Source organism: Rubrivivax benzoatilyticus JA2 = ATCC BAA-35 (assembly GCF_000190375.1).
GTDB lineage: Bacteria > Pseudomonadota > Gammaproteobacteria > Burkholderiales > Burkholderiaceae_C > Rubrivivax > Rubrivivax benzoatilyticus.
In genome coordinates this window covers 34,321-47,428 of record NZ_AEWG01000021.1, presented here as the reverse complement: position 1 = coordinate 47,428, position 13,108 = coordinate 34,321, and the positions used below count along the sequence as shown (strand labels likewise).

Here is a 13,108-nt window from a genome sequence, read left to right as displayed (position 1 = left end):
CGAGCCGGTCGGCTGACACGCCGCGGGCCGGCAGGCCCGGGGCCGGCACGCTGACCGGCAGCGCGGCGCGGCCGGCACCGTCGCCGCCCGGCGGCGTCTTCCTACAGGCGCACGGCGCCCGGCTGCCGACACTGGGGCAGCCCCGTTGCCGCTGCCCCTCATGAACCGTCCGCCGCCGATCCGCGTCCTGACCGTCAACACCCACAAGGGGTTCACCGCGCTGAACCGCCGCTTCGTGCTGGACGAGCTGCGCGACGCGGTGCGCGACGTCGACGCCGACCTCGTCTTCCTGCAGGAGGTTCACGGCACGCACTGTCGCCAGTCCGACCACGTCGCACGCTGGCCGCAGGCACCGCACTACGAGTTCATCGCCGACGCGCTGTGGCCGCAGTTCGCCTACGGCCGCAACGCCGTCTATCCGCACGGCGACCACGGCAACGCGCTGCTGTCCAAGTACCCGATCGTCGCCCACGCCAATCACGACGTCTCGGTCGACGGCCACGAGGCCCGCGGCCTGCTGCACTGCACGCTGCATCGGCCGGCCGACGGCATGCGCGTGCACGCGGTCTGCGTGCATCTGGGTCTGGCCGAGGCCCACCGCCGCCGCCAGCTGGAACAGCTGTGCGAGCTGGTGCGGCGCGAGGTGCCCGACGACGCGCCGCTGGTCGTCGCTGGCGACTTCAACGACTGGCGCGACCGCGCCCACCCGGTGCTCGAACGCGGCCTGGGGCTGAGCGAGGTCTTCGTGCAGGCGCACGGACGTTCGGCGCGCACCTTCCCGGCACGCTGGCCGCTGCTGCGCCTGGACCGCATCTACGTGCGCAACACACGCGGCCACCGGCCGCTGCCGCTGCCGCGCCGGCCCTGGGCGCATCTGTCGGACCACGCGCCGCTGGCTGCGGAGATCGCGCTGTGAGACGCCGCCCGCGCTGGACCGACGGCAACGCCGTCGAGCTGCTCGAAAACGGCGAGGCCTTCTTCCCCGCCGTCTTCGACGCCATCCGCAACGCCCGCCACGAGGTGCTGCTGGAGACCTTCATCCTGTTCGAGGACCAGGTCGGGCTGGCGCTGCACGCGGCGCTGCTGGAAGCCGCGCAGCGCGGCGTGCAGGTCGACGTGATGGTCGATGGCTACGGTTCGCCCGATCTGTCGGCGGAGTTCACCGGCTCGCTGCGCGCCGCCGGCGTGCGCCTGCGCAGCTTCGACCCGAGCTGGCGGCTGTTCGGGCGGCGCTTCAACGTGCTGCGCCGCATGCACCGCAAGATCGTCGTCGTCGACGGCGAGACGGCTTTCGTCGGCGGCATCAACTACTCGGCCGACCACCTGGCCGACTTCGGCCCGCAGGCCAAGCAGGACTTCGCGGTGCGTCTGCGCGGGCCGGTCGTCGAGACCATCCGCCGCTTCGCGATCGCGGCGATCCGCGGCGGCGCACGCGGCGAGCGCCCGGTGCCGCGGCCCCGGCTGCCGCCGCCACGCACCGAAGGCCCGGTGCGGGCGATGCTCGTCACGCGCGACAACCTGGAACACCGCGCCGACATCGAACGCCAGTACCGCGTCGCGCTGCGCGCCGCGCGCCACAGCGTGATCATCGCCAACGCCTACTTCTTCCCCGGCTGGCGCCTGCTGAAGGAGCTCCGCCGCGCGGCCCGGCGCGGCGTCGACGTGCGCCTGATCCTGCAGGGCACACCCGACATGCCGATCGTGAAGACCGCCGCCAGCCTGCTCTACGACCACCTGCTGCGCGACGGCGTGCACATCCACGAGTACTGCGACCGGCCGATGCACGGCAAGGTGGCGGTGGTCGACGACGACTGGGCGACCGTCGGCTCGAGCAACCTCGACCCGCTGAGCCTGGCGCTGAACCTGGAGGCCAACGTCGTGCTGCGCGACCGCGGCTTCGCGGCGCAGCTGCGCGAGCGGCTGCAGCACCTGATCCGTCACAGCTGCGAGGAGGTGCAGCCCGAGCCGGCGCCGCGCTGGCGGCTGTGGGTGCGCATGCGCAGCTACTTCGTGCTGCGTTTCGTGCAGCGCTTTCCGCTCTGGGCGCGGGGGCTGCCGGTGCATCGGCCGACGCTGCAACGGGTGGACACGCCGCCGAGCGATCCGCCCGGTGCTGCGGCGGTCCGCCCGTCACGCTGAGGGCGGCGGCCGGCAGATCCCGACCATCGCACTGCGGCAGTTGCCGCAGGGCCACAGCACGGGGTCGCTCTGCCCAGGGAAAAGAAATTGTGATTTGTTCAATTCGTCCGAACTTGCGTTGTGTCAGATCGTGACCATCGCCCCAGGCATGGAATGCATCCGTCATCTGGACTGATTCCAGATCGCCCCGGTGCCCGATGGGCCGTCCCGGCCACCGGCAACAGATTCGGACGGATAGAGGAGATTCCATGAACATTCGTTGGACCCCGGTCGCCCTGGCCGCTGCCAGCGTCCTGGTCGTCGGCGCGGCCGTCGCGCAGAGCCAGGAGCCGATCCAGCCGATCGTGCCCCCGCAGCAGGTCAACCTGGGCATGGTCGAGCTCGGCAAGAAGCTCTACTTCGACCCGCGCCTGTCGAAGTCCGGCTTCATCTCGTGCAACTCGTGCCACAACCTGTCGATGGGCGGCACCGACAACATCCCGACCTCGATCGGCGACAAGTGGCAGCAAGGCCCGATCAACGCCCCGACGGTGCTGAACTCGAGCCTGAACGTCGCCCAGTTCTGGGACGGCCGTGCGGCCGACCTGCAGGCCCAGGCCGGCGGCCCGATCGCCAACCCGGGCGAGATGGCGTTCACGCACACGCTGGCGCTCGGCGTGCTGGAGTCGATCCCCGCCTACCAGCGTGAGTTCAAGCAGGTCTTCGGCAAGGACAAGATCGACATCGAGCAGGTCACGGCCGCGATCGCCGAGTTCGAGAAGACGCTGGTGACGCCGAACTCGCGTTTCGACCAGTGGCTGCTGGGCAAGAAGGACGCGCTGAACGCCGACGAGCTCGCCGGCTACAAGCTGTTCAAGGAAAGCGGCTGCGTCGGCTGCCACAACGGCCCGGCCGTCGGCGGCAACTCGTTCCAGAAGATGGGGGTCGTCGCGCCGTACAAGGCCAGCAGCCCCGCCGAAGGCCGCGTCGCGGTGACCGGCAAGGACGCCGACCGCTTCAACTTCAAGGTGCCGACGCTGCGCAACGTCGAGATGACCTACCCGTACTTCCACGACGGCGCCGCGAACACGCTGACCGAGGCCGTGGACATCATGGGCCGGCTGCAGTTGGGCAAGAAGTTCACGCCCGACGAGAACGCCAAGATCGTCTCCTTCCTGAAGACGCTGACCGGCGACCAGCCGAGCTTCACGCTGCCGATCCTGCCGCCGTCGACCGACAAGACGCCGCGCCCGAGCCCGTTCAAGTAAACACCGGCCACGCCGGCGCCACCCGAGCCCCGCTGCCGCTCCGGCACGGGGCTTTTCTTTCGGTCTGACGTCTCGCCGGCGGCGGACATCGCCGCGCTTATCGGCGGATCGAGGCCGCCGCCGGCGCCCGATACTCGACTCGCCGGCCGACGGGGCCGCGCCCAGGAGAAGCACGATGTCGGAAGCCGGCCATCCAGGCCACGGTGAGCGCTGCGCGATCTGTCGCGACGGGGAGGCCTTCGGCGCCCCGCTGGCTTTCGCGTACCAGCCGATCGTCGACGTGCCGGCCCGCAGCGTCTTCGCCCACGAAGCCCTGGTGCGCGGGCCGAACGGCGAGTCGGCGGCCAGCGTGCTGGCCCAGGTGGACGACCGCAACCGCTACGCCTTCGACCAGCGTTGCCGCCGCGACGCCATCGCGGGCGCGGCGCGCCTGGGCATGCGCGAGCGGCTGTCGATCAACTTCATGCCCAACGCGATCTACCGCCCGTCGGCCTGCATCCAGGCGACGCTGCGGGCCGCCCACGACTGCGGCTTCGCGCTGGACCGCATCATGTTCGAGATCACCGAGACCGAGCGCGTGCACGACGTCGGCCACCTGGTGGAGATCGTCACCGAGTACCGCCGGCTCGGTTTCCTGACCGCGCTCGACGACTTCGGCGCGGGCTACTCGGGCTTGAACCTGCTGGCCGCGTTCGAACCCGACATCGTCAAGCTGGACATGGACCTCAGCCGCGCGCTGGACCGCCGGCCGCGTTCACGCGCGATCGTGCGCTCGCTGGTGCGGCTGTGCGACGAACTGGGCATCACCGTCGTCGCCGAAGGCGTCGAGACCGCCGGCGAGCGTGACGCGCTGCTCGACGCGGGCATCACGCTGATGCAGGGCTGGCTGTTCGCGCGCCCGGCGTTCGACGCCCTGGCCACCCCCGCGCCCGGCGCCTGGGCCTGAAGGTCAGCGGCGCGCGGGCGCGCCCGGCACCGGGCCGGGCGTCAGGCGGGCGAGCACCGCCTCGAACAGCCGTGCCGGGTCCACCGGCTTGGTGATGAAGTCATCCATGCCGGCCGCCAGGCAGCGGCCACGGTCCTCGGCGAAGGCATTGGCCGTCAGCGCCACCACCGGCACGTCATGGCCACGCGGCAGCTGGCGCAGCCGCCGGGTGGCCTCCAGCCCGTCCAGGCCGGGCATCTGCATGTCCATCAGCACCAGGTCGTAGGACCGGCGCGCGACGCACTCCAGCGCCTGCAGGCCGTCTTCGGCGAGCTCGACGGCCAGGCCGGCTTCGGCGAGCAGGCAGCTGGTGACCTCGCGGTTCACCGCGTCGTCCTCGACCAGCAGCACGGTCCGGCCGGCGTGATGGCAGCGCAGCATCGCTTCGGCGTCCGCGACCGCCGCCACCGGCGCCGGTGCAGCGGCGGCACCGGGTGCACGCGACAGGCAGGCGGTGAACCAGAAGACGCTGCCCTCGCCCGGGAGGCTGCGCGCCCCCGCCTCGCCGCCCATGCGCCGGGCCAGGCGCCGCGTCAGCGCCAGGCCGAGCCCGGTGCCGCCATAGCGCCGGGTGATCGAGCCGTCGGCCTGCTCGAAGGCGTTGAACAGCCGCGGCAGCACGTCCGCCGGGATGCCGATGCCGGTGTCCTCGACCTCGAAGCGCAGCAGCACGGCGTCGGGGGGCTCGGACTGCAGCGCCACGCGCAGCGTGACGCTGCCGGCGTCGGTGAACTTGATCGCGTTGGCGACGTAGTTGGTCAGCGCCTGGCGCAGGCGCGTCGGGTCGCCGAGCAGCGGGCCGGGCAGCGGCGCAAGCTCGGTGCGCAGTTCCAGACGCTTGGCGCGGGCGCCGTCGGCGAGCATCGCGGCGACGTCGGCGACGACATCGGCGGCCTGCAGCGGCACGTGGTCGAGCGCCAGCATGTCGGCCTCGATCTTGGACAGGTCCAGCAGCGTGCTGATGGTGTCCAGCAGGTGCGCGCCGGCGGCGTCGATGCGCGCCAGCCGTTCCGCCTGCTGCGGCGTCACGCCCGAGCGCCGGATCAGGTGCGCCATGCCGAGGATGGCGTTGAGCGGCGTGCGGCTCTCGTGCGACATGTTCGCCAGGAAGGTGCTCTTGGCGAGGTTGGCCGCCTCGGCGGCCTCCTTGGCCTGGGCGAGTTCACGCGTGCGCTCGGCCACCAGGCGCTCCAGATGGCGCCGGTGGTGGGCGAGTTCGGCGTCGGCGTTCTGCTGGTCGGTGACGTCGACACAGTGGCCGATGTAGCCGACGAAGCGACCCAGGCTGTCGTGGCGCGGCGCGCCGTCGTCGCGCAGCCAGCGGTACTCGCCGTCGGCACGGCGCAGGCGGTAGACCATGCGAAAGCTCTCGCGCCGGTCGAAGGCCTGCTCGTAGCGGCGCACCACCCAGTCGCGGTCGTCGGGGTGCACACCCTCGAGCCACCCGGCCCCCGTCTCCTGCGCCGTCGTGCGGCCGGTGAAACGCAGCCAGACGTCGTTGAAGTAGGTGCAGCGCTTGTCGAGTTCGGCCGTCCAGATCAAGGCCGAGCCGCCGTTGGCGACGTTGCGGAAGTGCTGTTCGCTCTCGCGCAGCGCGGCCTGGGCTTCGTGCTGTGCCAGGCGGGAGCCGACGTGCGAGGCCACCGCCCGCAGCAGCCGGCAGGCTTCCCCGGCGCAGACCGAAGCCGCCGCCTCGACGCCGGCCGAACCGTGGAACTGCACGCCGATGCAGCCGACCGCGACGCCGGCGCGCTGGATCTCGGCGGCGTGGGCGTCAGGCCGGTCGAGATGTCCGCGGCTGGCGTAGCGCACACCGTCCACCTCGACGCAGGCGCTGACGCCCGGCGGGCCACCCCAGACGGCGGCCAGCCGATCGGCGAGCGACGGCCATTGCGCCGACGGCGCACGACCTTCGTCCTCGGTGATCCGGAAGACGTCGTAAAGGCAGTCGAGCACGCGGGCAGCCGAGGAGGCCGAGGGCCCGTCGGGCGGGCCGGCTTGTGCGGGCGCCGGCGTGGTCGATGCGGGAGCGGCCGACCACAGCCCGCAGCCGGGACCGGCGCTCACGCCTTCAGGGCCGGACGGCGCTGTCATCGGGCGCCCATCGCGCGACGCGCAGACGGAAACATGCCACACGCGGCGATGCGGGCGCTGGGCCCGGCGCGGCGCCTCGGCACGACTGCGCGGCCAGGGCGGCTCGACGCGGCACGGCATCCCGGGAACTTCGGCTTCATCACCTTCGACCCAGCCCGACCAGCGCACAACGTAGCACGCCACGCCGGACTCGCCGGGCTTTCCGCCTGAAGGGGTGGGGTATGGAGCGCCCGCACTTCACGCCAACTGGGGACGCGCACGTGTCGCGCCGTGACGCCACCGGGGAGGGCGTGTGTTCGCGAGCGCCGCAAACGACGAAGCCCGCACGAGGCGGGCTTCTGTATTTGGTTGCGGGGGCAGGATTTGAACCTGCGACCTGGGTTATGAGGCTTCCACTTTTGATGGGGGGCCACAGCAGACCGGGTGCAGCTCGCTTGGCTCGAAAAGTGCTCGCTCGAGAGAACATGGGGGAAATCAACTAGAGCCGCTCTCGAGTGAGGTGTTCGGTCATGCAGCGCATCCCCCGGGTCCGCAACAGTGGCAATGTTGCGGCTGACTGCCACGCCGCGGTTCCTCATCGAGCTCTTGACGAGTCCTGTCACGTTGCGATGATCGCGACTAGGAGGCTTCTCATGACCGAGACGACTGCAGTGATCGTCTACGAGCACGGCGGGCGGAAAACGGTTTCGTTCACCACACCTGAAGGCATCCACGCGCTCTTCCCCGCCGACCTGACGCCCCAGGTCGCGGGCGACTTCGCTCGCCAGTTGGAGCGGAGCCTGCGCCGCCGGGAGCGGCGCGTCGCCAAACGGTCCCGAACCAACCCCAAGCTCACGGGCACGTATTGACCCGACCACTCGTCAGGCAACCGCGCGGTCGACCTCAGAACCTCGAGCTCAATATCGAACGAGGGAGCGAGCGCTGAGACACCGAGCGACTCCCCTTCTCATGCCCGATCAGCGCACCGTCAGCGGGTCCTCTTTCAGGCGAGACCCTCGAATCCAGTTTCGGCATCCCCGCTTGGCCAGGTTGGCGTTCTCCGCCAGACGGGTTTGGCGTGCCCTGCGGGTCGTCAAAGGCACGCACTGGGTGCTCGGCCACCAGTACCGACCTTCACGAGATCAGATCGAGATCGACCTGACCTACTTGTGCAATCTGCGGTGCCACAACTGCAATCGCTCCAGCGCGCAGGCACCGGAAGCGCTGCATCTGGAACTCGGGCGCTTGCGCGCGTTCGTCGCAGACAGCCTCGTTCAGCAGCGGGCCTGGCAACGCATCCGCTTGCTGGGCGGCGAGCCGACGCTCCATCCTCAGTTCGCCGACGTCTTCGGCATCCTGGAACCCCTGCGAGCCCTCAACCCCGCGCTGATCATCGAAGTGGTCAGCAACGGACACGGTGAGAAGGTTCAGCGAGCCCTCGCGACTCTGCCGCCCCATGTGGCCGTGGAGAACTCCGAGAAGCAGGGCCGCGTGCAGGCTCACTTCGGGCCGTTCAACCTTGCGCCCCAGGACGCTTGGTGGCATCGGTGGGTCGACTACCGCCACGGCTGTTGCATCCCGCAGATGTGCGGGATCGGCCTGACGCCCACTGGCTACTACCCGTGCGCCGTGGCGGGCGGCATCGATCGCGTCGTCGGGCAAGGACGGGGGCGTGAACGTCTGCCCTCACCCCAGGACGACATGCGCGACCTGATGGACCGTGCCTGCCGCTTGTGCGGCCGTTTCAGGGACGGACACTTCGTTCCCTTCAACCTGCGCCCGCCTTTGCAGACACAGGAAACCTCCGCGAGCTGGCAACGCATTTACGCCGACTGGGCCAGCCGCCGGGGTGAAAGGCCTCAGCACACGGTCGAATGAAGATTGCAACGCTCATCGCAACGCGGCCGCGTGTGGACAGCTTGCTGTCGACCTCCCTGCCCTGTCTTCGAGCCCAGCGTCGTCGCCCCGACCGCGTGGTGATCGTGAGCGACCAGCGGTCGCTCGACGCCGAAGAGGCCGCACGCTGTCTGGCCTGCTGCGAGGGACTGCAGGTCCAGGTCCTGAGAAACACCCGGACGCCTGGCGCAGCCGGCGCATGGAACACCGGGCTGGACTTCCTGGCGGCGCAAGACGCCCCGGACTTCGTGGCCTTGCTGGACGACGATGACACCTGGGACGAGGACCATCTCCTGCGCTGCGAGGCCGAAGCACAGCCGGACGTGGACGTCGTGATCTCGGGCCTGCGCCTGCTGCGAGACGGTGTGGAGGCGCCCCGGGAGCCTCTACGCCAAGTCGCCGCGGAAGACTTCCTGGTCGGCAATCCGGGCTGGCAAGGCACGAACACCTTCGTACGGATGTCGCGCCTGCGGCAAGTCGGCGGTTTCTGCGACGGCCTTCGCAGCGCCAACGACCGTGATCTTGCGATCCGGCTTCTGGACCTTCCCGACCTCAAGGTGGCCTTCACCGGACGCATGACAGCCACCTGGCATCTCGGGCGTTGCGCAGATGCGTTGTCGGCCTGGGGCAGTCCGGACAAGCGAGAAGGGCTTCGCGTCTTCTACCAGCGGTACGCCTCTCGCCTGACCCCGACTCAGCGCCACGAGGCGAAGGTCCGCGCGCAAACCCTCTTCGGGGTTGATCTCACTATTGATTGAACGCCCTTTCTAGGGCCCACAGCACCATGAGTTTCCACGCGCGTGCGCCTCGCGCGCTCCACGTAGGTCTGTCGACGCGCGAACTGCGTTTTGTGCGCCCCCCGCAACCGGCCGCGCTGAAGGCACAAGTCGTCGTGACGATGGCTCTGAGGAATCAGGCCTCGTCGCTGCCGCACGCCATCTTCAGCGTGCTGACCCAAGTGACCGGCGATCTGCCGATGGCACTGCTGCTGCTGGACGACGGATCGACCGACGACTGGCGCCAAAGCGCTGGCGAGTTCCTCGCGGATCCCCGGGTGACGGTGATGGAGGGGAAGTGCGGCAGTGCCGCCCAGGCCCGCAATGCCCTGCTCGACATGGCCGAGCAGCACTTCCCGGAGGTGCGCTGGCTCGCACGGCTCGATGCAGACGACACATTGGCCGATCCGCATGCACTGCGAGCGCTGGTTCAGGCCGGCGACCAGGCGCAAGCGACCTTCGTGCTGGGCAGCAATCACCTGCTGCTCGATGGGCGCCAACTCGCCGACAGCAACATCGCAGATCCCGCACTGCTCTTGGATCGCGGCCGGTTGACGGCATTCATCGACGCGTTCTGCAGTGGTCGCAGCCGCCATGAGTTGCCGTCCTGCAATCTGCTGATTCGTGCACACCAGGGCCTGCGCTATCCGCTGGTGTCCAGCGCGGAAGATCATTGGCTGGTTGCCAGCCTGCTGATGTTTCGGGGCACGCAAGGTGTCGTCGTACCGGCACCGGTTTACTGCCGCTATCGATTGCAGGGCGCTACCACCTCGGAGAACCGACGATCGGAGCGTTGGCAGCACTCCCGTAGTCACTTGGCGGAGGCCGCACGCCTGTGGTCCGAGGTGCTCGACAGCGATGTGGAAATCCTCGGCTTCGGCATGGAGGGCGTGGTGTGGGCCGAAGGCAGCAAGGTCTACAAGCGCTTTCATGCCTGGGCCATGACCCTCGATCGCCTGCGGGAGATCCAGCAGTTGGTGAACCGCTGCACGACCCATCTGGTGGCGTTCGACATCGTCGACGGGGATGACGCCAGGCTCACCATCGCCAGTCAACGACGCGCGTTCCGTCCCCTCCCCGCGCGGCTGACACCGGCATGTGCTGCCGACTTCCTGGCGACGCTTTGGCGCTCGGGGATTGTCGCCAGCAACATCAAGCGGGACAACCTCCGCCTGGATTCGCCCGGACGCCTCGTCTACATCGACATTGGCAAGGACATCTGCCCCTTGAGCGTCAGCCGCTTTCTGGACGCATCGGCTCGCTTGTATGCCACCACCGTCCTCGGCTGGTCCGACTTCGAACTTTCCAGGCGCTCCACCTTACGGCGCGAGGACGAGGTACTGCAATCGCTGCCGGGGTTTGCAGACTTCTACGGCACGCTGATCACGACACTCCATCCCGCCATCGGTCTTCCCCGGTCGGTTCTGCCTCCGCCTTTTGCCCACGAAGACGTCACGCTGCTGATCAAGGCCTGCCCACAGGACGCAGGGTGTCTGGTGGAGCAGGTGCGCCACCTGGTGGGCATGCTCACGGCCCAGACCCGCTTTGCAAAGCGCGTGCTGTTGATCGACCCCCATCTCGGGCCGTATCTGCGGCAGCACGCCTGCGGCGACTTGAACATGCTCCTCCATGAGGCCGACGCCCTTGAGCAGCAGGGCTGGATCGATGCCGTGTGGGTTGCCCCGCACACGGCGGACTGGGCTCGCGAGACCAACGACCGGTGGTTTGATGCGCCAGGTTGCGAACACAGCCATACCGCCTCGGGCGCCCCCGTCACCTCGCAGGTTTGGGCGTTTGATCAGGTGGCCACGCGCTATGTGCTGCAGATGGATGTGGACGTCTGGGTTGGCATGACCGACCCACACCACGACTACCTCGGCGACATGTGTCAGGCCATCCGCCAGGACGGGGTCTGGTGCGTGGGCTTCAACATCCCCCAGTGCGACAAGAGCTTCAAGCCTTATGCGAGCCGACCCGAGGGCTTCGCGCCGGAGGTCCGCATGGGGTTGCTGGATCTGCACCGCATCCGTGCCCATCGACCGTTCCAAAACCCTCGGGAAGGGGGGCGGCTCAGCCTCATGTGGCACCGAGCGCTCGAGCGGGCTCAGCGAGGCAGCGGCATGCGCAGCGTTCGCGGTGGTGATCCACGGACCTTCTACCTGCATCCGATGAACCGGGACAAGGGTGATGAACGGCTGCCCATGGTTCGCGAGCTGGTGGCGCAAGGGCGGTATCCCGCGGCGCAAGGGGGCCAGTGGGATCTGGACCTGTCGCTGGACTGGCGCCCTCCGTTGCGGGGCGAGGATCTGGTCTTCCTGATGCTCGGGAGGAACACCGAGCCGGCGAAGCTCGATCGTTGCCTGGCGTCCCTTCGCATGCAGTCCCGACAGGACTTCGGGGTGATCATGATCGACGACGCCAGCGACTCGCATGCCGCACCCGCATGGCACCTGCGCTTGGGCGACCTGGCACCCCGGGTCACGCTCGTCAGGCGCCATCAGCGGCAGGGCTACCTGGCCAACTTCGAGCTGGCAGTCCGACAACTTTGCGCACGCCCCGACACCTTGTTGGTGGTGCTGGACCAGGACGATGCCTTGATGTCCACCGAGGTCGCTCAGTGGCTGTGGGCAGCTTGGCGCGAGGGAGCAGACTTGGTTCAGGCCCCCATGTGGCGGCCGGACAAACCGCTGAAGCGCTACCCAGTGACCTATCCGCACGCACGCCGCCAAGGCGGCGGGAACGTCTGGTCGCATCTGCGGGCGTTTCGCAAGTCGCTGTACGCGCGGATTCCGCCGACGGAACTGGACTGGCCGATCTCGGACAGCGACCTCGTGAGTGACTACCTGACGATGCTCCCGATGAGTGAGTTGGCAGAGCATCCCGTGGCGTTGGACCTGGGCTATGCCTATCTCCATGAACGCCGCCCCTACCCACCGGAGCGCAAGTCCCGCGAGCACGTGGTGCTGCAGCAGCTCTTTGAACGTCCGTCCCTCGCGTAGCCTGCGCGGCCGGGTCCATCGCTTTCGTGCTCACGGCAGGCCGACAGCGAGAGCTGCAGGTCGGGAGTTCCCGGGTAACGGAAAGACGATCAGCGGACTTGGACGCTCCGGGACGATTGCTGTCGCGACGCCTCAAGGAACGCGCGACGCTGTGCGGCCCTGATCTCAGTTGCGATCCGCTCCACCTGCCCGGAAGCCTCGGCGTCGTAGAGCCACCAGTTGCGCGTATCGGCTCGCTGTCGATCCAGGTGAAAGCACTGCTCCAGCGCGCGGATGGGCTCGCTTGCCTCGAGGAGCATCGGGCTCGGTTGGACACTCGCGCAAGCCACCGCCTCGATGCTCGCCAGCGTCCCCGATCTCGCGGAGATGTTGAAGGCCTCGAGCACCTCCGACGGATGAACTTCACCGCCCGAAGACTGCCACTCGCCTTCGGCAGGTTGCCCCGGGTCGGTCACCAAGGACCAGACCCAGTCGGGACGCGGGTCTTCAAGCCAGCGGGCAAACGTGGTGCGCCGCTCACCGAGCCAGTTGTGAAATGCCTGGGGCAGCGGCTTGCGCATCGGCATCGTCGCCGGCCGAGCCAGGCTCGGGTCCAAGGAGACCCGAAGGACAGTCAGCGTCCGGGCGACCGTCCACAGCGCGTGAATGGTGGCGTAGCCCGTGGAGGGCCAACAGCCCAGCGCCTCACAGCGTTGCGCGAAGCCACAGTTCAACACGGTCTCGATGGCTTCCTTCAACTCAGGCGGCTGTGTCCCAAGCATGCGGACCCGGGGCGATCCATCGGGACACACCGACGTCTCCAGGCTGACCTGGATACCCGTCGAGTCGGGTGCAGGACGACCGTTAAACGTGAAGCACGGTGACGACGCCGTGAACGGTCCGATCGGCGCCTCGGCATTGCCCAGGACCGTAACTGGGGCGGTCAAGAATGAGGTGACGTTCATCTGCACTCGCGATGTCGGGGCGACAGGCCTTTCGTTCATCGTCATCGGC

General features: G+C 68.8%; 10 protein-coding genes. 8 read left to right on the top strand and 2 right to left on the bottom strand.

Annotated features, from left to right (window positions below):
- Positions 1-160: 160 nt before the first annotated feature.
- From RBXJA2T_RS01970 to RBXJA2T_RS01955, 4 genes are all read left to right on the top strand, one after another.
- Positions 161-916 (top strand): endonuclease/exonuclease/phosphatase family protein, encoded by a 756-nt coding sequence (locus RBXJA2T_RS01970; protein WP_009855637.1) that lies wholly within the window; start codon positions 161-163, stop codon positions 914-916.
- Positions 913-2,139 (top strand): cardiolipin synthase ClsB, encoded by a 1,227-nt coding sequence (gene clsB, locus RBXJA2T_RS01965; RefSeq protein WP_009855636.1) that lies wholly within the window; start codon positions 913-915, stop codon positions 2,137-2,139. The genes RBXJA2T_RS01970 and clsB overlap by 4 nt, the downstream gene beginning before the upstream one ends.
- A 248-nt stretch (positions 2,140-2,387) precedes the next feature.
- The gene (locus tag RBXJA2T_RS01960) at positions 2,388-3,386 is read left to right on the top strand and encodes a cytochrome-c peroxidase (RefSeq protein WP_009855635.1); all 999 of its coding nucleotides are present in this window, start codon (positions 2,388-2,390) and stop codon (positions 3,384-3,386) included.
- A 175-nt stretch (positions 3,387-3,561) separates the two neighbouring features.
- Entirely contained in the window at positions 3,562-4,332 is a 771-nt protein-coding gene (locus RBXJA2T_RS01955) for an EAL domain-containing protein (RefSeq protein WP_009855634.1), read from the top strand.
- A gap of 3 nt (positions 4,333-4,335) precedes the next feature.
- On the opposite strand, the gene RBXJA2T_RS01950 is transcribed toward RBXJA2T_RS01955, so the two are convergent.
- A complete protein-coding gene (locus RBXJA2T_RS01950) occupies positions 4,336-6,327 on the bottom strand; it encodes a PAS domain-containing hybrid sensor histidine kinase/response regulator (protein ID WP_009855633.1) in 1,992 nt (663 codons plus the stop codon).
- A gap of 770 nt (positions 6,328-7,097) precedes the next feature.
- On the opposite strand from RBXJA2T_RS01950, the gene RBXJA2T_RS01945 reads away from it, so the two are divergent.
- The 4 genes from RBXJA2T_RS01945 to RBXJA2T_RS01930 all read left to right on the top strand — a co-directional run bounded on the left by RBXJA2T_RS01945 (position 7,098) and on the right by RBXJA2T_RS01930 (position 12,115).
- Positions 7,098-7,313: a hypothetical protein gene (locus RBXJA2T_RS01945; protein WP_138938752.1), complete on the top strand. Its 216-nt coding sequence runs from the start codon at positions 7,098-7,100 to the stop codon at positions 7,311-7,313.
- Between the two features lie 181 nt (positions 7,314-7,494).
- The gene (locus tag RBXJA2T_RS01940; RefSeq protein WP_138938751.1) at positions 7,495-8,322 is read left to right on the top strand and encodes a radical SAM family protein; all 828 of its coding nucleotides are present in this window, start codon (positions 7,495-7,497) and stop codon (positions 8,320-8,322) included.
- Positions 8,319-9,098, top strand: coding sequence for a glycosyltransferase family 2 protein (locus RBXJA2T_RS01935; protein ID WP_009855630.1), 780 nt, complete (start codon positions 8,319-8,321; stop codon positions 9,096-9,098). Before RBXJA2T_RS01940 ends, RBXJA2T_RS01935 begins: the two co-directional genes overlap by 4 nt.
- Before the next feature lie 26 nt (positions 9,099-9,124).
- Entirely contained in the window at positions 9,125-12,115 is a 2,991-nt protein-coding gene (locus tag RBXJA2T_RS01930) for a glycosyltransferase family 2 protein (RefSeq protein WP_081467577.1), read from the top strand.
- Between the two features lie 89 nt (positions 12,116-12,204).
- Here RBXJA2T_RS01930 and RBXJA2T_RS01925 read toward each other — a convergent pair whose 3' ends face one another.
- The gene (locus RBXJA2T_RS01925) at positions 12,205-13,104 is read right to left on the bottom strand and encodes a hypothetical protein (RefSeq protein WP_138938750.1); all 900 of its coding nucleotides are present in this window, start codon (positions 13,102-13,104) and stop codon (positions 12,205-12,207) included.
- Positions 13,105-13,108: the final 4 nt, after the last annotated feature.